The sequence below is a fragment of the Allobosea minatitlanensis genome, assembly GCF_964020775.1.
Window position 1 is genome coordinate 2,426,919 of the sequence record NZ_OZ224509.1, and the last position, 18,281, is coordinate 2,445,199.

General features: G+C 70.2%; 15 protein-coding genes. 9 read left to right on the plus strand and 6 right to left on the minus strand.

All coding sequences use genetic code 11. The features are described from left to right. Window positions 1-2: 2 nt before the first annotated feature. Window positions 3-3,368, minus strand: coding sequence for a hypothetical protein (locus tag ACWH43_RS12125; RefSeq protein WP_448153481.1), 3,366 nt, complete (start codon window positions 3,366-3,368; stop codon window positions 3-5). Window positions 3,369-3,686: 318 nt separating this feature from the next. On the opposite strand from ACWH43_RS12125, the gene ACWH43_RS12130 reads away from it, so the two are divergent. After that, window positions 3,687-4,151 carry a peroxiredoxin gene (locus tag ACWH43_RS12130; protein ID WP_158445094.1) on the plus strand — a complete coding sequence of 155 codons (465 nt, stop codon included), beginning with the start codon at window positions 3,687-3,689 and terminating at the stop codon, window positions 4,149-4,151. Window positions 4,152-4,236: 85 nt separating this feature from the next. Continuing rightward, a complete protein-coding gene (locus ACWH43_RS12135) occupies window positions 4,237-5,547 on the plus strand; it encodes a peptidoglycan DD-metalloendopeptidase family protein (RefSeq protein ID WP_158445095.1) in 1,311 nt (436 codons plus the stop codon). Window positions 5,548-5,698: 151 nt separating this feature from the next. Here the strand turns inward: ACWH43_RS12135 and prfB are convergent. The 5 genes from prfB to ACWH43_RS12160 form a co-directional block, all read right to left on the minus strand. After that, window positions 5,699-6,827 (minus strand): peptide chain release factor 2 gene (prfB, locus tag ACWH43_RS12140; protein WP_158445096.1). Its coding sequence is split into 2 segments (ribosomal slippage): window positions 5,699-6,757 and window positions 6,759-6,827, totalling 1,128 coding nucleotides; the frame shifts between segments, so codons are not numbered across the junction. 129 nt (window positions 6,828-6,956) lie between these two features. Beyond that, window positions 6,957-7,529 carry an FUSC family protein gene (locus ACWH43_RS12145; protein WP_158445097.1) on the minus strand — a complete coding sequence of 191 codons (573 nt, stop codon included), beginning with the start codon at window positions 7,527-7,529 and terminating at the stop codon, window positions 6,957-6,959. 3 nt (window positions 7,530-7,532) lie between these two features. After that, on the minus strand, window positions 7,533-8,141 hold the full coding sequence (locus ACWH43_RS12150) for a DUF2155 domain-containing protein (RefSeq protein ID WP_375797012.1): 609 nt from the start codon (window positions 8,139-8,141) through the stop codon (window positions 7,533-7,535). A 157-nt stretch (window positions 8,142-8,298) separates the two neighbouring features. Beyond that, a complete protein-coding gene (locus ACWH43_RS12155) occupies window positions 8,299-8,706 on the minus strand; it encodes an NADH:ubiquinone oxidoreductase subunit NDUFA12 (RefSeq protein WP_375797007.1) in 408 nt (135 codons plus the stop codon). 183 nt (window positions 8,707-8,889) lie between these two features. Further along, window positions 8,890-9,528, minus strand: coding sequence for a helix-turn-helix transcriptional regulator (locus ACWH43_RS12160; RefSeq protein ID WP_158445100.1), 639 nt, complete (start codon window positions 9,526-9,528; stop codon window positions 8,890-8,892). A gap of 379 nt (window positions 9,529-9,907) precedes the next feature. Here ACWH43_RS12160 and ACWH43_RS12165 point away from each other — a divergent pair, with 379 nt between their 5' ends. From ACWH43_RS12165 to ACWH43_RS12195, 7 genes are all read left to right on the plus strand, one after another. Continuing rightward, on the plus strand, window positions 9,908-10,741 hold the full coding sequence (locus ACWH43_RS12165) for an ABC transporter substrate-binding protein (protein ID WP_158445101.1): 834 nt from the start codon (window positions 9,908-9,910) through the stop codon (window positions 10,739-10,741). Window positions 10,742-10,834: 93 nt separating this feature from the next. After that, entirely contained in the window at window positions 10,835-12,226 is a 1,392-nt protein-coding gene (argH, locus tag ACWH43_RS12170; RefSeq protein ID WP_260348309.1) for an argininosuccinate lyase, read from the plus strand. 54 nt (window positions 12,227-12,280) lie between these two features. After that, window positions 12,281-13,246 carry an ornithine cyclodeaminase family protein gene (locus tag ACWH43_RS12175; protein ID WP_158445102.1) on the plus strand — a complete coding sequence of 322 codons (966 nt, stop codon included), beginning with the start codon at window positions 12,281-12,283 and terminating at the stop codon, window positions 13,244-13,246. Window positions 13,247-13,261: 15 nt separating this feature from the next. Further along, complete coding sequence (locus ACWH43_RS12180) at window positions 13,262-14,401, plus strand: aminotransferase (protein ID WP_158445103.1); 1,140 nt, start codon at window positions 13,262-13,264, stop codon at window positions 14,399-14,401. A gap of 172 nt (window positions 14,402-14,573) precedes the next feature. Continuing rightward, entirely contained in the window at window positions 14,574-15,668 is a 1,095-nt protein-coding gene (locus ACWH43_RS12185; protein ID WP_158445104.1) for a LacI family DNA-binding transcriptional regulator, read from the plus strand. Between the two features lie 147 nt (window positions 15,669-15,815). Further along, complete coding sequence (locus tag ACWH43_RS12190) at window positions 15,816-17,471, plus strand: FGGY-family carbohydrate kinase (protein ID WP_158445105.1); 1,656 nt, start codon at window positions 15,816-15,818, stop codon at window positions 17,469-17,471. Next, entirely contained in the window at window positions 17,468-18,196 is a 729-nt protein-coding gene (locus ACWH43_RS12195) for an SDR family oxidoreductase (protein ID WP_158448125.1), read from the plus strand. Before ACWH43_RS12190 ends, ACWH43_RS12195 begins: the two co-directional genes overlap by 4 nt. Window positions 18,197-18,281: the final 85 nt, after the last annotated feature.

Consider the following 18,281-nt stretch of genomic DNA (forward strand, 5'->3'; position numbering starts at 1 on the left):
CGTCACGGGCGCGGCTGCGGCTGGCCGGGCTGGACCGGCCTCTGCTCGGGCGCGCCGCCGAGCGGATCGACGAAGCGCCGCAGGATGCCCGGCGCGATCGCCGAGAGCGGGTTGATCGTCATGGTCGGCGCGCTGGCCGGCCCCGAGATCCGGAAATTCACCGCGAAGAGGCCGCCATACTGGCTGCCGCCGCCGAGCAGCGCGCCGAAGACCGGCACCTGCGCGAAGGCGTTGTTGAAGGCGTAGCCCGGCACGAAGGTGCCGCCGATATCGACCCGGTCGCGGCCGTAATCGACATGGCCCTGCAAGGTGAAGCCGACCTGCTGGCCCCAGATCACCATGTCGGAGACGTCGAGCCGGCTGGCGGAGCGGGTGAATTCGGCGCGCAGCTTGGTGAAGGCGACCTCGGAGACGTCGATGCGGGCCTCGGCCCCGCCGGGACCGTCGCCCGCGAAGGCGCTGGCCGGCTGCGTGCCGACGACGCGCCTCAGCGCCGGCTCGTTGCGCACCAGGAAGTCGCGGAAGAGCAGGTCGCCGCTCTGGCTTTCGCCCATCCGCGTCGTCAGCACCAGATTGCCGCCATAGGCCCGGTTGTAGAGGTCGAGGAAGCGCAGCAGCGAGCCTCCGTTCTCCGTCTGCACGACGAGCTTTCCGCCCTCGCTCTGGCGCTGCCGCGCCGAGACGTTGGCCTTGCCGATCCGCCCCTGGAAATTGATCATGCGCAGCTCGCCGCCGCGCCGCGAGGCCTTCAGCGTGGCGCTGGTGATCGCCTCGTTGTTGAAGCCGGTGAGGATCGGCACCTCGAGGTCGATATCGTAATCGGCGGGCTTCTGCTGATCGGAACGCTCGCCGCGCCCGGCCTGCGTCGGGCTCTGGATGGTCTTGATGAAGGGGCGCAGATCCGCCACGGCGCCGCGGATGGTCAGCTTCGTGACGTTGCCGTCGCGCTTGGCGTCGAGCTTGAGGTTGTCGCCGGGGGAGATGCGGAACTGCGACAGGCTGGCGCTCTCCAGCGCGTTCTGCCGGTTGAGCTCGACCCGGCCCCTGATCTGCGCGCTGCCGGCGTCGAGGCTGAGATCGTCGAGGTCGGGCCCGTCGGCATCGGCGATATAGCTGAAGCTCAGCTTGCCCGGCCGGCCCGCCGGCTTGCTGAGGCCGGGCACCGTGCCGTCGAGGCCGACCTTGGTGAGGTCGATCTCGACCCGCGGCGGCGCCTCAGCCCCCTTGCCGAAGCTCTTCGTCACCTTGACCGGCAAGGTGCCCGAAATGCCCGCCTCCGCCCCGAAGCCGCGCCTCTGCCGCGCGGCGGCGTCGAGCTGCAGCAGCATCGTCGCCTCGCCCTGCCCCTTCGCGTCCTGCCTGACGTCGACCTGGGCCTTGTCGCCGCCGATCCTCGCATCGCCGCGCAGGGTGAGGCCGGCGCGGTCGAAGGTCGCCGCCAGCGTGCCGCCGTCCAGCTTCTCCGTGCCGAGCAGCGTGTCCGAGGCGATGCCGGACAGGGTGCCGCTGCCGCTGACCGCGATCTCCTCGGTCTTGAGGTCGTTGGCGAGGGGCAGGGTGAGCGCGACCTTGAGATCGCTCGCGCCCTTGATCGAGGCGGGGTCGATCAGGCCGGGCGAGAAGTCCTTCAGCGCCGGAAAGGCGAACAGGGCCACGAGCGCCCCCGCCGAGCCGTTGATCCGGAAGCCGATATTCGCGGGGGCGCGGGCGCGCCAGAACTCCGGCATGGCGAAGCTCGCCTCGCTCAGCTTCAGGCTGCGGCCATTGCCGAGATCGGCGGTGGCCTGGCCGATGGCGAGCTGGACGTTCCGGCCCGTGACCTTGCCCGCGACGGTCGCGTCGGTCAGGGGCGGCAGGCCGGGATCGGGCAGATAGCGGACCTTCTCCGCGTCGATGACGACGAGCAGGGCTTCGTCCGGCAGCCCCTGGCCGTGAACCAGCTTGGCGTGCTCCTCCGCCGGCAGGTCGAGATCGACGGTGAGCTGCCTCATCCAGCCGGATGCGAGCTGCCGCCGCAGCGTGTCGTGCACATCCGGAGAGGTGAAGCCGGGCCAGATCGCGAGCAGCGCCCGCATGTCGGAATCGCTCGCCTTGATGTGGAAGCGCTGCAGCGGCGAGCTGCCGACGCGCTGGACGAAGGCGGTCAGGTCGACATGCGCCGCGGGCCCGCTGATCCCGAGCGAATCGACCGAGACGGCGCCGTTGGCGGGGTCGATCATCAGGTCGGTCTTGAGGCTGTCGATCCGCACGGCCGGGTCGGCGTCGAGGCCCGCGAGCTGGCCGCTGGCGTCGAGCGCGAGCCGCCAGCCGCCATTGTCCTCGCGCAGCGTCCCGGTGCCCAGGAGATGGGTCGCGCCGGCATTGATCTCGCCGCGCACGATCCGAAGGTCCGAAAGGTCGGCGCCGCTGGCCATTTCGAGATGGGCCGAATCGAGCTTCAACGCCGGCATCGGGCTGCCCGGGAACTGGACCGTGCCGGACTGGACGTCGATCGCCGCGGTCATCGACTGCTTGCCGTCCGGCGCCTGGCGCAAGGTGGCCTTGCCCTTGAGCGGCAGCCCTTCGAGCACCACCCCGCCGGTGCCGAAGGCGAGCGCCACCGCCTCGGCCGGCTCGAAATGCAGGATGTCGATATCGGCGCGCTGGGTTCCGTCGGCCTCGGTGGAAAGGTCGGCCGACATCTCCTTCCAGCGCTGTCCGGTGCGCCCTTTCACCAGGAGGCGGGTGCCGCGCGCGCCGAGCCGCGTCAGCCGGATCTCGACATCCTCCAGCCCCGCCTTCTGGCGCCCTTCCGGGTCGACGAGCGAAAGCCGGGCGCCGTTCATCCCGGCCGTCTCGAGCGCGCCGAGCAGGCCGTCGCCGCGCGCAAGCGTGGTGATCGCGCTCATGATCCCGGTGAAGGCGTTCCACTGGGCCGCGTCGGGGACCGAGGCGGGAAGCTGCGCCTCGGCCGGCGCCGAATCGGCATTGACGACCAGCGCGCCGCTCTTGTCGACGCCGAGCCGAACGTTGACGCCGCGCAGGTCGATCGAGACCAGGCGGATGTCGCCCCGGAGCAGCGCCAGCGGCTCGTAGCCCAGGATCGCCTCGGGAGCCCGGATGGTGGCGCCGCTGGAGTGGCGGAAGGAGACCTGCCGGACCCTGAGCTGCGAATGTCCGTCGATGCGGCCGAGCTCGGCCGAGGCGGCCTCGACCGTCCAGCCGGGGCCGAGCCTTTCCTCGATTGCGGAGGAGATCCGTCCTTCCAGGCCGGAGAGCGGAATGATGCCGGTGACCAGCAGCGTCACCGCCCCGCCGGCCAGCACCAGGGCGGAGAACAGCACGGCGGCGCAGATCAGGCCGAGGCCCGCCCTGGCGCGCTTCTTCACGACCGCGGCATCGCAGGCGCGATCCGGCGATGTTGCCGGCGCGGATGTGCCGGGTTCCACAGCCTTTGCTTGCTCGTCCGCCAAAATCCGCGTGGTCCTCTCGGGCGCTGCTGCCGTCCCGCGCAAGGTGGCGCGGAAATGCGCCTTGCCGCAATCGCGGGAGACGGCATGGATGTCGATGTGGCCTGACGAGGCGATTCGGCAAGCCGGAACCCCGCGCGTGCCTCGTCTTTCGTCAGATGGCGCCGCCCCCCGGCCCAGCTAACCGGCTCAAGGCCGTCCATGCCCCCGGAAGGCGACAAAAGGAAGGCAGAAACCATGGCTTTGCAGGAAGGCGACAGGGCGCCCGATTTCAGCCTGCCGCGCGACGGCGGCGGCGAGGCCACGCTGGCGGGCTTCCGGGGCCGCAAGCTCGTGCTCTACGCCTACCCCAAGGACGACACCGCCGGCTGCACGCGCGAGGCGATCGACTTCAACCGGCTCCGCCCGGAGTTCGCCGCCTGCGGCACCGAGGTCGTCGGCGTCTCGCCCGACCCGGCCGGGCGCCATGACCGCTTCAAGTTGAAGCATGGGCTCGCCCTCACCCTGCTGGCCGACGAGAGCCAGGCGCTGGCCAACGCCTATGGCATCTGGGTCGAGAAGAGCCTCTATGGCCGCAAATATATGGGGATCGAACGGGCCACCTTCCTGATCGACGCCGAGGGGCGGATCGCGCGGATCTGGCGCAAGGTGAAGGTGCCCGGCCATGCCGAGGAGGTGCTCGCGGCCGCCCGCGCGCTGTAGGGGCGCTTTCTCCCCGGCCTTTGCGAAAGATTAACCCTAACAATTCCTAATGGCGGTATCGGCAGCGTTTCCCCGGTACCCGCGTATGCATGCTCAACCCCACACGGCCCCCGCCCTCCCCGCCACCGGCCTGATCGCCCACAGGACCTACACGATCCGTCGCTCGACCATGCTGGCCGGTCTCGGCTGGCTGGCGCTGATGACGGCCTGCAGCGGCACGGCCGGCTGGTACATCCTCAGCAAGGACGACCTCGCCGCTCGCCTGATCGCCCGCGAGACGACGCGCCAATACGCCTATGAGGACCGGATCGCGGCGCTGCGAGCGGATATCGACCGCTATGCCAGCCGCGCCCTGCTCGATCAGGACGGCGTCGAATCGCGCGTCGACGAGCTGGCGACCCGCCAGGCCGAGCTGGAATCGCGCCAGTCGCTGGTGACGGCGCTCACCGACGTGCTCCAGTCCAACGGCATCCTGCCGGCGAGCAAGCTGCCGCTGCGGCCGCGCGTGGCCAAGCCCGAGGAGCCGATTCGCGCTTCCGGCGTGACGAGCTTCGCGCCGCTGCTGCCGGGCAAGCCGACCCCCGCCCCCGAGACCCCGGCGCTGCGCGGGGCCGACGCCCGGGCCGCGGGCGGCTGGCAGTCCGGCGAGGCGGCGCCCGCGCAGCCCCCCGCCAAGCGGGTCGAGGCCAGTCTGGAGAAGCTCGACAAGGCGATGGCGCGTACCTCCAACAGCCAGATCGACCTCCTCCGGGAGATGGACCGCAAGGTCGCGGCCGCGCAGAGGAAGCTGCGCAGCGCGCTGGCCGAGACCGGGCTCGACACCGACCGGATGAGCGTGCCGACCCCCGTCGACGGCGGCGTCGGCGGGCCGCTGGTGCCGGTCAAGCTCGATGCCTCCGCCGGCCCGTTCGAGGCGACGCTGACGGCCCTGCAGCCGCGGCTGACCGCGCTCTTGCGCCTGCGCGGCCTCGTCGAGCAGATGCCGCTCGCCCGGCCGATGGCCGGCGACCACGACTACACCTCGAATTTCGGCTATCGCACCGACCCCTTCACCCGCGGGCTGGCGATGCATACCGGCGTCGATTTCCGCGCCGCGGCGGGCTCGCCGGTGCTCGCCACCGCGCCCGGCAAGGTCGTGGCGGCGGAGTACAATGGCGGCTACGGCAACATGGTCGAGGTCGAGCACAGCAACGGGCTGAGCACGCGCTATGCTCATATGTCGGCGATCTCGGTCTCGGTCGGCCAGATCGTCAAGACCGGCTCGGTCCTGGGCAAGGTCGGCTCGACCGGCCGCTCGACCGGCCCGCATCTGCACTACGAGACCCGCATCAACGAGGAGCCGGTCGACCCGACCCGCTTCCTCAACGCCGGGAGCAAGCTGGCGGGCCTGCTCTGAAGCAGGCTCCGCGGAAGGTTCGAGGGGAATGGGCGAGGATTTCAGCCCAATCATCCGCAGGGCCTTGCCGCGTCTCTTCCCGCCATGACGGCCGGGAGACGACAACGGGATCGACCCGGAAGCCTGTCGGCTCCCGGGCCCTTGTCGCGGCTCAGTCGATATCCTCGACCTCGACCTGGGTGCCGTAGACCCGCTGGGCGAGCGAAGCCTCCATGAACGGGTCGAGATCGCCGTCGAGCACGTCGTCGGGCGCCGTCGAGCTGACGCCGGTGCGCAGGTCCTTCACGAGCTGATAGGGCTGCAGCACATAGGAGCGGATCTGGTGGCCCCAGCCGATATCGGTCTTGGACGAGGCCTCGGCATTCGCCTTCTCCTCGCGCTTCTTGAGCTCGAGCTCGTAGAGCCTGGCGCGCAGCATGTCCCAGGCCTTGGCCCGGTTCTTGTGCTGCGAGCGCTCCTGCTGGCAGGCCACGGCGATGCCGGTCGGGATATGCGTGATGCGCACCGCCGAATCGGTCGTGTTGACGTGCTGGCCGCCGGCGCCGGACGAGCGGTAGGTGTCGATCCGGCAATCCGATTCCTTGACCTCGATCTGGATGCGATCGTCGACGACCGGATAGACCCAGACCGAGGCGAAGGAGGTCTGCCGCCGCGCGTTGGAATCAAACGGCGAGATGCGCACCAGCCGGTGCACGCCGGATTCGGTCTTCAGCCAGCCATAGGCGTTGTGCCCCTTGAACTGGAGCGTCGCCGACTTGATGCCGGCCGTGTCGCCGTCCTGGTAATCGAGCGTCTCGACCTTGAACTTCCGCCGCTCGCCCCAGCGCCGGTACATGCGCAGCAGCATCTCGGCCCAGTCCTGGCTTTCGGTGCCGCCGGCGCCGGGATGGATCTCGACATAGGTGTCGAGCATGTCGGCCTCGCCGGAAAGCAGGGTCTCGACCTGGAGGCGCGCGGCCTCGTCCTGGACGGCCTTGATCGCCTGCTCGCCCTCGGCGACGGTGGCTTCGTCGTCCTCCATGTCGCCGAGCTCGATCAGCGTCAGCGCGTCGTCGAGGTCGCGTTCGAGCTTGCCGATGCCCTCGATCTGGGTTTCCAGCGCGGTGCGCTCGCGCATCAGCTTCTGCGCGGTTTCGGCGTCGTTCCAGAAATCGGGCCCTTCGGAGAGGGCGTTCAGTTCGGCGAGGCGGCGCTGGGCTTCATCCCAGTCAAAGATGCCTCCTCAGCAGTCCGATCGACTGCTTGGCGTTATCCAGTTGCGTTTGAATTTCGGGGCGCATGATTCTGCTTCGGTCTTCCGTGCTCTGTCGTATCCAGGGCGCTGAGATAGGGGTGAAAGCGCGCCCTGTAAACGCCCCTCCCCGCTCGCGGCGAGAAAGGCGGCCGCCGCAGCAGCGCCGGGCCGCCCGTCAGGCTGCGGAATGCGGGTCGAGCCGCTCCGCCAGCCAGACGATGGCGATCGCCACGCTGACGCCCCAGCCGACCTCGAAGACGCGCGACAGCATCATCTGCTGGGCGCTGGTGCCGGGATGCGGCACGAGCAGGATGATGGTGGCGGTGATGCCGGCCAGGCGCGCCGCCGTCGCCACGTTGAGCAGCCATGCCGCGAGCACGGAGAGCCCCGCCGCGATCGCGTAGCTGGCGATGTGCTGGCCGGTCGTCAGCACCACCGCGACGCCGATCACCCCGCCGATGGCGGCGCCGACGAACTGGTCGCGCGCAGTGGTGCGGGTGGCGCCGAATTCGGTCTGGACCACGGCGATGGCGGTGATCGCCGCCCAGAAGCCTTCGCGCAGCCCCAAGGCCTGGGTCGGCAGATAGGCGGCGAGCGCGGCCGCCGTCGACATCAGGGCGTGCTCGACGCCGTCCCTGAGCCGCTGGCCGACGGGCAGGCGCTTGCGCAGGGCGGCGAGGTAGCCGCGCAGGCGGCGGATGCGCCTGCTCTCGCGCCCGGCCCCCTTGTCCGCGCGCCCGGCCTCCATGCCTCAGCCGCCGCCGCCGGAGGGGTCGCGGCCAGGCACGGGGTTGGTCGGGAAGAAGCGCTGGCTCGGCCGCTGCGGCTGCACCGGCACGCCGCGCGGCGGAGCGACATCGATGCGCCCGTCGCCCGGAGGCGGCTGGTTGACGTCCCGCGGCGGCGCGGCGCGCGGCTTGCGCGGCTCCTCCGGTGGCGGCGGCGGCTCCGGCTCGCGCGGGTCGACGATGATCTCGGTGCCGCCTTTGCAGTCGGTCAGCCAGACGTCGTAGATCGCATGCTCGACGCCGTGCAGGCCCGGGCTGTCGGCGAACATCCAGCCGGTGAAGATGCGGCGGTATTCGTTGTTGAAGGTCACCTCGTCGACCTCGACGAAGGCGTCGGTGCGCGGAGCCTCGGTCGGAGGCCGCGTCCAGCAGACGCGCGGCGTGAGCTGCAGCGCGCCGAACTGCACGGTCTCGTCGATCGCCACCTCGAAGGAGATGATGCGGCCGGTGATCTTGTCGAGGCCGGCGAAAACGGCCGTCGGATTCTTGATGCGGTCCGCCAGGGCCGGGCCGGCGGCGACCGTCATCGTCAGCGCGCTCGCGGCGAAGGCCAGGATCGGAAAACGGGACAGGGACGGCATGCTGGCGCGAATCTCTCCGGCATCGCGGACAGGGCGCGACGAGGCGCAGTAACACGGCAAAGGCAGCGGAAAAAGGGCGTAGCGGCCGGCAGCGCCGTTCAGCCGCCTTCCCGGGCGATCAGGGCGGGCAGGCCCGGCAGACGGCCTCTCAGCGCCCGGGGGTCCAGGCCTGGTAGTCGCCGGTCGCCGGCGGGCGCTCGCCTTCCGCGAGCGTCGAACCCTGCGGGCGATAGGCCAGGGCCGTGCCGGTCCAGTTCTGCTGGTGCGGCTGCTGCCATTCGCGCGGCTGGTAGCTTTCCTCGGAGGGCGCCACGTCGACGGTGTGATGCAGCCAGCCGTTCCAGCCGGCCGGAATGTTGGAGGCCTCGATCGGCCCGTTATAGATCACCCAGCGGCGCTGGAAGCCGAGGGCCTTGTCCTTCGCCCCGCCCTTGGTGCGGTAGTAGACGTTGCCGAGCTCGTCCTCGCCGACCCTCTCGCCGAAGCGCCAGGTGTGGAAGCGCGTGCCGATCGTCTGGCTGTTCCACCAGGTGAAGACCTGCAGCAGCAATTTCATCATTGCCTTCGTCCATGCGCTTGCGGCGCCGCTCCGGGGCGACGCGACCTCGCGGGACTTATGGCGTCAGCGCCCCGCCCTGTCCAGTCCGCGATGGGATGAGGGCGCCTCTCGCCCGGCCGTTCCGGCCGCCGACGCGCCATAGCAGGAGGGGCGGCCGGCATCGCATTTCCGGGCCTCGCGCTAGGCGCCGCCGTCGGGCGGCGCCCCGGTTTCCGCCGCGGCGGCCTGGTTCAGGTAGTTGTAGACGGTCGCCCGGGCCAGGCCCAGGATCCGGGAGATATAGGCCGCCGCGTTCCGGCCGCCGAAGGCGCCCTCCTTCGACAGGTCCGCGACGAGTTGCCGCTTCTGGTCGCGCGAGAGCGCCGTCACCAGCAGGCCGCGCGAGCGGGTCCAGTGCTGGACGAATTCGTTGATGCGCTCGTGCCAGTCCTCCTTGAACAGGAGCGGATGCCGCTGGGCGCCGCCGGAGACGTGCACCAGCGCATTGAGCGCGTCGATCACCCCATGGAAATGCGAGACGTCGACATTGATGCAGAGCACGCCGATGGGCCGCTCCTGCGCCGTGAGGACCGCGCTCACGGATTTGATCCGCCGGCCGTCCCAGTTGACCTTCTCATAGGGGCCGATGGTGGTCTCGCGCGGGTCGAAGCCGATCTCGTCGAGCAGGGAGGGCTCGCCGAGCTCCCGCTTCGAGAAATTGCCGGCGATGTGGACCACCGACTGCGACGACAATTCGTGCAGCACCACTTCGGCATAGGGCTGGAATAGCAGCGCGATCGCATCGCAGATCGGCACATAGGCCGCGAGTCCGGTCTGCATTTTCTTGTCTCCGATCTTTGCCGCATCGGCTGCGCGCCGGCGCGGCCGGGAATCGGCGCACGCCATGCGAGCGGCCGGTGGCTTCGCCGCGAAGGCCGGGCCTCCCTGGCAAAGACCGCATCGTGACGCGGCGCCGTTGCCTGGATTGTATAATCTGATTTGGAATTTACAGTCCAATTTCCTGCTGCTAGACCCTCCCCAACCAGAGGGGAGCCATGGCGAGGAGCGCCCGCGCCGCAGGCGTCGGCGAGACCGTCGGCATGGAGCATGGAACGTCGCCGGCGCGGGGCCCTGGCCCTGCGATCCGTCGCGCGCCGGCAGCCTCCGCAAGAGCATCATCGGAGCGGTCCCGAAGCGGCCGGAACAGGGAGAGAGACGCATGAACAGGACATCGATCGGCGCGCTGGTCGCGCTCGCAGGGCTGCTGGGCTGCGGCAGCGCGCTCGCCGACGGCTCGCTGGCCAAGGTCAAGCAGGCCGGCAAGCTCGTCATCGCGACCATGCCGAACTATCCGCCGATCACCTACAAGGACACCGCAACCAACAAGCTCACCGGCTTCGACATCGATCTCGGCGAGGCCATCGCCGCCGAGATGGGCGTCAAGGCCGAATGGCAGGAGATCCAGTTCGCCCAGATGCTGCCATCGCTCCAGACCGAGCGCGTCGACACGGCGATGGCCGGCATGAGCGACACCCTCGCCCGGCGCGAGATGGTCGATTTCGTCGACTACATGCGCTCGGGAACGCAATTCTACACCGTGACCAAGCAGGCCGAGACGATCAGGCAGGCGACCGATCTCTGCGGCAGGAAGGTCGGCGCCAGCCGCAGCACCAACAACCCGCAGCGCATCGCGGAATGGAGCAAGGCCCATTGCGAGGCCAAGGGCAAGCCGGCCATCGAGGTCATCGGCACAGAAGGCTCGGTCGACGCGCGCAACCAGCTCAAGATCCAGCGCATCGACGCCTCGGTGCAGGGCAACGAGACCCTGCCCTATTTCCAGACGCTGGAGCCGAACACCTATGTCCTGCTCGGCGAGCCGCTGACCGAGGAGATCACCGGCCTGCCCGTCCTCAAGACCAAGGTCGAGCTGCGCGACGGCATCAAGGCCGCGATGGACAGGCTGGTGAAGAACGGGACCTACGCCAAGCTGCTCGACAAATACGGCCTGGCCCGCAACGGCCTCGCGGAAATCCAGATCAACGCGGCCAAGTAGCGGCGGCGGCCCCGGCGGCCGCAACCAGAACGCGGAGCCGGGGCCCGTTCGCCCCGGCTCCCGTCACGATCCCGGAAGGAAGAGGCGTCGACCATGGCCGACAACGGTGCGAACAAGATGTGGGGCGGACGGTTCACCACCGCGCCGGCCGAGGTGATGCGGAAGATCAATCCCTCGATCGGTTTCGACTACCGCCTCTACGCCCAGGACATCGCCGCCTCGAAGGTCCATGCGGCGATGCTCGCCCGCCAGGGCATCATCGGCGCCGAGGACAATGCCCGCATCCAGGACGGTCTCGACCAGGTGCGGCGCGAGATCGAGGAAGGGCGGCTGGAATTCAGCATCGACCTCGAAGACATCCACATGAATGTCGAGGCCCGGCTCAGGGAGCTGATCGGCGAGCCCGCGGGCCGTCTCCACACCGCCCGCAGCCGCAACGACCAGGCCGTCACCGATGTCCGCCTCTGGATGCGCGACGCCATCGACGCGCTCGACGGCGCCATCCGGGAGATGCAGCGCGCCCTGATCGAGCGGGCGAGCGAGCACCGGGCCACGATCATGCCCGGCTTCACCCATATGCAGGTCGCGCAGCCCGTGACCTTCGGCCACCATCTGATGGCCTATGTCGAGATGTTCGGCCGCGACCGCGAGAGGCTGGCTGGCGCGCGCGAGCGCACCAACGTCTCGCCGCTGGGCGCGGCCGCCCTCGCCGGCACCGCCTTCCCGATCGACCGCCACTACACGGCGAAGGAGCTGGGCTTCTCCCGCCCGACCGAGAACTCCATGGATTCGGTCGGCTCGCGCGACCATATCGTCGAGCTCCTGTTCTGCTGCGCGATGCATGCGGTCCATCTCTCGCGCATCAACGAGGAGATCACGCTCTGGTGCAGCGACGGCTTCCGCTTCATCGCGCTGTCGGACGCCTTCACCACCGGCTCCTCGATCATGCCGCAGAAGCGCAATCCCGATGCGGCCGAGCTGGTCCGCGGCAAGACGGGGCGCGTCGTCGGCTCGCTCAACGCGCTGCTGATGACGGTCAAGGGCCTGCCGATGACCTTCATGAAGGACATGCAGGAAGACAAGGAGCCGCTCTTCGACGCGCTCGAGACCGTGCAGCTCTGCATCGCCGCGACGACGGGCATGGTGCGCGACATGACGGTCCGGCCCGAGCCGATGCGCCGCTTCCTCGAGCGCGGCTTCCCCACGGCGACGGACCTGGCCGACTGGCTGGTGCGCGAAGCCGGCGTGCCCTTCCGCGACGCCCATCACATCACCGCGCGCATCGTCGCCAAGGCCGAGGAGCGCGGCTGCACGCTGGGCGAGCTCGACCTCGACACCATGCGGGCGGTCGACGGCCGCGTCACGGATTCGGTCTTCGCGGTGCTCGCGCCCGAGCATTCGGTGCAGAGCCGGCGCAGCTATGGCGGAACCTCTCCCGACGTCGTCGGCGAGGCCATCGAACGCGCTACCAGGCGCTGGCTCTGACGCGCCTTCCGTCCGGTTGAGAGCCACCGCATCGTCAGATCCACCGAGGTTCCCATGACCGCCCCTCCCGCCGCCCCTGCCCCGCGCGTCCTCGATGCGGCGGCGATCGCGAGCCTGCTGCCCGAGGTCGATGTGATCGCGACCCTGCGCGCGCTCTTCCGCGAGCTCGCCGCCGGGACGGCGGTGCAGCCGCCCCAGAGCCTGACGCTCTTCCCGGACGACAAGGGCGACTTCATCTCCTATCTCGGCGTGCTGTCCGGCAGGGGCGTCTTCGGGGTGAAGCTGTCGCCCTATATCGTGACGGCAGAGCGCCCGATCATCACGGCCTGGACGAGCCTGATGTCGATGACCACCGGCCAGCCGCTCTTGCTCTGCGACGCCGGGCGGCTCACCGTCGAGCGCACCGCCGGCACCACCGCCCTGGCTGTGGACGAGCTCGCCCCGGCAGGCGCCCGGCGCCTCGCCATCATCGGCAGCGGCCCGATCGCGACGGCGCATTGGCGGCACGTCGCCGGGCTGCGCCCCTGGGAAAGCGTCCGGGTCTGGTCGCCGAGGCTGAAGCAGCGGGCCGACGGCATCCGGGACTGGCTGGCGGCGGATGCGCGCATCCGGATCGCGGACGGCGCGCAGGAAGCCTGCGCCGGTGCCGACGCGATCCTGCTCTGCACCTCGTCGGGACAGCCCGTCATCGACCCCGAATGGGTCCGGCCGGGCGCGCTGGTGACCTCGATCAGCACCAATGTGGCGCAGGCCCATGAGGTGCCGCCCGCCTTCCTGCGCTCTGCCCAGGTCTATTGCGACGATCGCAAGACGACGCCCGGCGCGGCCGGCGAGATGGTGCTCGCCGCCGCGGCGGGCGACTGGTCGACGGAGCGGATCCGCGGCGATCTGGCCGGGCTTGTCGCCGGCACCTGCCCGCGCCCCACGGAGGATGCCCCGGTGTTCTTCCGCTCGATCGGGCTCGGCCTCGAAGACATAGCCATGGCGGACGCCATCCTGCGCGCCGCGGATGCGCGCTGACCACAGGACAAGACGATGGATATCAAGCCTTTCGGCGTCGAAATCTGGATGAACGAGTACGAGCTCAAATGCGAGCTCAACCTCGCCGAGACCTGCGTGGAGAGCATCACCATCGCGCAGCTCCTCACCCTGGCCGGCCGGAACGACACGGACCTGTCCGAGCTTCTGCCGATGAAGATGACCTATGGCGCGATCGAGGGATCCGACCGGCTGCGCAACGCCGTCGCCGCGCTCTACGAGGGCCAGAAGCCGGAGAACATCGTCGCCACCCATGGCACGATCGGCGCGAACGCGCTGGTCCATCAGGCGCTGGTCTCGCGCGGCGACCGGGTGATCTCGGTGATCCCGACCTATCAGCAGCATTATTCGATCCCGGAAAGCATCGGCGCCGAGGTCGTGCCGCTGGTCCTGCGCGAGGAGAACGGGTTCCTCCCCGATCTGGCCGAGCTCAAGCGGCTGGCGACGCCCGGGACGCGCCTCATCGCCATCAACAACCCCAACAACCCGACCGGGGCGCTGATGGACCGCGAGATGCTCCTCGCCATCGCCGAGATCGCCCGCGAGGCCGGCGCCTGGCTGCTCTGCGACGAGGTCTATCGCGGCACCGACCAGGACGGCTCCGGCATGACCGCCTCGGTCGCCGATCTCTACGAGAAGGGCATCAGCACCGCCGGCATGTCGAAGGCCTTCTCGCTGGCCGGGCTGAGGCTGGGCTGGATCGCCGCGCCGCGCGCGGTGATCGAGACGGTGATGCACCATCGCGACTACAACACGATCTCGGTCGGCATGATCGACGACCATTTCGCCGCTCTCGCCCTCGAGCATCGCGACAAGATCCTGGCCCGGAGCCGGTCGATCACCCGCGGCAACCTGAAGATCCTGGCCGATTGGGTCGAGAGCGAGCCGGCGATCTCCTGGGTCCGGCCCCGCTCGGGCACCACGGCCCTGCTGAAATACGACCTCGACATGCCCTCCCGCGATTTCTGCATCGCGCTGCTCCAGGAAACCGGCGTGATGTTCACGCCCGGCTCGACGATGGAGATGGAGGGCTATGTCCGCATCGGCTACGCCAATGCGCCGGAGATCCTCGTCGCCGGGCTGGCGAAGGTCTCCGAATTTCTCGCAAGGCGCGGCAAGGGCCGAAACAGCGCCTGATCCGGCAAGCGCCAGGGCCTGCGCAAGCCGGAGATCGCCGCTTCGGCGCGATCTTCGGCCTCTCCTCCCGGAGCATCTTCTTCGGCGGCGAGGCGGCGCGGCGCATCACCCGCTTGCGCCGGCGCTTCGCGCCTGTTAAACGTTTTACAGTAAAACGTTTAACAGGCTCCCCATGGACAATGCGCGGGTCACGATCCGGGATGTCGCCGCCCGCGCGGGCGTCTCGATCGCCACGGTCTCCAACGTCTTCAGCGGCAACAAGCCGGTGAATGCCGATCTGCGGGCGCGCGTGCTGAAGGCGGCCGAGGACCTGGCCTATCAGGTCGACCGGGCGGCGTCGCAACTGCGCTCGGGGCAGGCCCGCGTGGTCGGGGTGCTGGTGCCCGATCTCGACGACGCCTTCTTCACCTCGCTGGTCTCGCAGCTCGAGGTGCTGGCGCAGAAGGACGGCTACGACATCCTGGTCGCCAGCTCGCGCGACGATCGCGGGCTCGAGCAGTCGCGGCTGCGGACCCTGCTGTCATGGCGGCCTTCCGGGCTGATCGCCGTGCCCTGCACCGATGCGGTGCCGGAGGCGCTGCGCGGCGAGGTCGGCCGGCTGCCGATCGTCTTCGCCGACCGCGTGCTGCCGGACGGCGCGCTCGTCGACACGGTGGCGATCGACAATCGCGAGGCCGGCGAGATCGCCGCACGGCACCTCCTCGCCAGGGGGCATCGCGACATCCTGGTCGCCGCCTCCAGCCTCGGCATCTCGCCGATCCGGGAGCGCGCCCGCGGCGCCTGCGAATTGGTGCGGGCGGCGATCGGCCGCGAGCCGACCGTCGTCGAGCTCGGCTCGAACGCCGATCGCGGCGCCGCCATCGCCCTGCACTGGCTGGAACGGCACCCGCAGCCGAGCGCCGTCATCGGGCTCACCAACGTCACCACACTGGGCATGCTCTCGGCCCTGGCGCGGCTCAGGGTCGACATTCCCGACGCCGTCTCCGTCGTCGGGTTCGACGACTATCCCTGGATGAGCGCGCGCAAGACCGGCCTCACCGCGATCCGGCAGCCCATCGCGGAGATCGCCGCGGTCGCCTGGCGCCGGCTGCGGGCGCGCATGTCCGGCGATCAGGGCCCGCCGCAGCATTCGGTGCTGCAGACGAGCCTGCAGGTCCGCGACTCGGTGCGCGACCTCACAGCCGTGCCCCGGAAGGCCGCTGCGCGGGAGCGCGATCCGCTGCCGAGGCCGGAGAGGCCGGGCGTTCCGCCCAAGGCCGTGCACTGACGGGATCGAGCCGGTCCGGGCGACCGGGCCCGCCTGGATGACGACGGGAGGAAAAGGTGCAGATCGAACGAACGGCCCCAGCCCTGCCGATCGCTGTCCGCCGCGCTGGAACGCCGCTTCAGGCGCCCCAACGGGCGGCTGCGTGAGATGAGCCGGCATCTCATCGGCATCGATGTCGGCACCGGCAGCGCGCGGGCCGGCGTCTTCGATCCGGCCGGGCGCATGGTCGCGACGGCGAGGCGCGCGATCGCGCTCCATCGGGACGGGGCCGAGATCGCCGAGCAGTCGAGCGCGGACATCTGGCGGGCCGTCTGCGCCTGCGTGCGCGAGGCTGTGACCCAGGCGGGGCTCGGCGCCGACGACATCGCGGGCATCGGCTTCGACGCCACCTGTTCGCTGGTCGTGCTCGGGCCAGGCGGAACGCCGCTGCCGGTCGGGGCCCATGGCGACCCGGATCGCGACATCATCGTCTGGATGGACCATCGCGCCCTGGCGCAGGCCGGGCGCATCAACGCCACGCGGCATCCGGTCCTGGCCTATGTCGGCGGCACGATCTCGCCCGAGATGCAGACGCCGAAGCTGCTCTGGCTCAAGGAGAATCTGCCGGCGACCTATGCCGCGGCCTGGCAGTTCTTCGACCTCGCCGATTTCCTGGGCTGGCGCGCGACCGGCTCGCTGGCGCGCTCGACCTGCACCGTCACCTGCAAATGGACCTATCTCGCCCATGAGGCGCGCTGGGATGCGGGCTATTTCCGCCAGATCGGCCTGGGCGACCTGGCGGAGGACGGATTCGCCCGCATCGGCACGGAGATGGTGCCGGGCGGCAGCGCCCTGGGCGCGGGCCTGACGGAAGAGGCCGCCGGCGAACTCGGGCTGCGGCCCGGCACGGTCGTCGCCGCGGGGCTGATCGACGCCCATGCCGGCGGCATCGGCTCGGCCGGCGTGCGCTCGCCCCATGGCGGCGTGCTCACCCGCATGGCCTATGTCTTCGGCACCTCGGCCTGCACCATGGCGAGCAGCCGCGAGCCGCTGTTCATCCCGGGCGTCTGGGGCCCCTATTTCTCGGCGATGGTTCCGGGGCTCTGGCTGAACGAGGGCGGCCAATCGGGCGCGGGCGCCGCGATCGAACAGCTCGTCGCGCTGCATCCGGCTGCGGCGGAGGCGCGGCAGCGGGCCGGGGCGGAAGGCCTTTCCCTGACCGACTGGCTGGCGGAGGCGGCGGCGCGGCAGGTCGAGACGCCCGCGCAAGCCGTGCGCCTCGCCGGGGAGATCGTCGTCGTTCCCGATTTCCTCGGCAACCGCTCGCCCCTTGCCGACCCGCAGGCGCGGGCCGTCATCGCCGGGCTCGGCATGGAACGGGATCTCGACGGCCTGATCGGGCTCTATGTCGCGGGCCTCACCGGGATCGGCTACGGCCTGCGCCAGATCGTCGAGGCGAGCCGGGCCAGGGGCGCGACGCTGGATGCGATCGTGCTCAGCGGCGGCGCCGGGCGCCGTCCCCTGATCCGGCAACTGCTGGCGGATTGCTCCGGGCTGCCCGTGCTGGTGCCGGACGCGGTCGATCCGGTCCTGCTCGGCTCGGCCATGCTCGCCGCCGCGGCAGCAGGAGCATTTCCCGATCTGGGCGGGGCGATGACCGGCATGGCGCCGGCCGCCGCCGTCTTCATGCCGGCCGAAGGCGCCGTCGCGCAGCGGCATGCCGGCCGGTTCGCGGCTTTCGAGACGCTTCAGGCCGCGGCCCGCACGGCGCGGGGGCTGATGCGCCCGGCCTCGGCCGGGACCTTATCGGAGAGCGGCAGGTGAGCGTGGAACTGACAGGAAAAATCGCGGCGATCACCGGCGCGGCCTCGGGAATCGGCCTCGCCTGCGCCAGGCGGCTGCTCGCCGCCGGCGCCACCGTGGTCCTCGTCGACCGCGACCGGCAGGCCCTGGCGCGGCTCTGCGAGCCACTCGGCGCAAAGGCCCTCCCCCTCGTCGTCGACCTCGCCGACCCCGCCGCCCTCGCCGGCATGGTCCCGCGGATCCTCGACATGGCCGGCCCGCTCGACATCTTCCACGCCAATGCCGGCTCCTATGTCGGCGGCACGGTCAGCGATGGCGATCCCGATGCCTGGGACCGCATGCTGAACCTCAACGTCAACGCGGTCTTCCGCAGCATCCATGCGGTGCTGCCGGGCATGATCGCGCGCCGGACCGGCGATATCCTCGTCACCAGCTCGGTGGCCGGCGTCGTTCCGGTGGTGTGGGAGCCGATCTACACGGCCTCGAAACATGCGGTGCAGGCCTTCGTGCATACCTTGCGCCGCCAGGTCATCCCGCACGGGCTGCGCGTCGGGGCGATCCTGCCCGGTCCCGTGGCGACGGCCCTGATCGCCGACTGGCCGCAGGAGAAGCGCGAGGCGGAACGCGCCCGCGGCGGCCTGATCGAGCCGGAAGAGGTGGCGGAGGCCGTGCATTTCATGCTGACGCGGCCGCGCAACGTCACGATCCGCGACCTCGTCATCCTGCCGCAGAGCACGGATCTCTGAGCGGCGGGAGGGAGCGGGAATCGGGGCTCGGGAGAGCGGCGTCATGGTGGAAAATACATTTGTGTCATCAAACATTCATTTGTAA

Excerpts from the sequence above, each read along its gene's own strand:
- ACWH43_RS12135 (WP_158445095.1), top strand. The coding sequence starts at position 4,237 with ATGCATGCTCAACCCCACACGGCCCCCGCCCTCCCCGCCACCGGCCTG.
- ACWH43_RS12145 (WP_158445097.1), bottom strand. The coding sequence starts at position 7,529 with ATGGAGGCCGGGCGCGCGGACAAGGGGGCCGGGCGCGAGAGCAGGCGC.
- ACWH43_RS12165 (WP_158445101.1), top strand. The coding sequence starts at position 9,908 with ATGAACAGGACATCGATCGGCGCGCTGGTCGCGCTCGCAGGGCTGCTG.
- ACWH43_RS12180 (WP_158445103.1), top strand. The coding sequence starts at position 13,262 with ATGGATATCAAGCCTTTCGGCGTCGAAATCTGGATGAACGAGTACGAG.
- ACWH43_RS12160 (WP_158445100.1), bottom strand. The coding sequence starts at position 9,528 with ATGCAGACCGGACTCGCGGCCTATGTGCCGATCTGCGATGCGATCGCG.
- ACWH43_RS12175 (WP_158445102.1), top strand. The coding sequence starts at position 12,281 with ATGACCGCCCCTCCCGCCGCCCCTGCCCCGCGCGTCCTCGATGCGGCG.
- ACWH43_RS12155 (WP_375797007.1), bottom strand. The coding sequence starts at position 8,706 with ATGAAATTGCTGCTGCAGGTCTTCACCTGGTGGAACAGCCAGACGATC.
- ACWH43_RS12190 (WP_158445105.1), top strand. The coding sequence starts at position 15,816 with ATGAGCCGGCATCTCATCGGCATCGATGTCGGCACCGGCAGCGCGCGG.
- ACWH43_RS12130 (WP_158445094.1), top strand. The coding sequence starts at position 3,687 with ATGGCTTTGCAGGAAGGCGACAGGGCGCCCGATTTCAGCCTGCCGCGC.
- argH (WP_260348309.1), top strand. The coding sequence starts at position 10,835 with ATGGCCGACAACGGTGCGAACAAGATGTGGGGCGGACGGTTCACCACC.
- ACWH43_RS12185 (WP_158445104.1), top strand. The coding sequence starts at position 14,574 with ATGGACAATGCGCGGGTCACGATCCGGGATGTCGCCGCCCGCGCGGGC.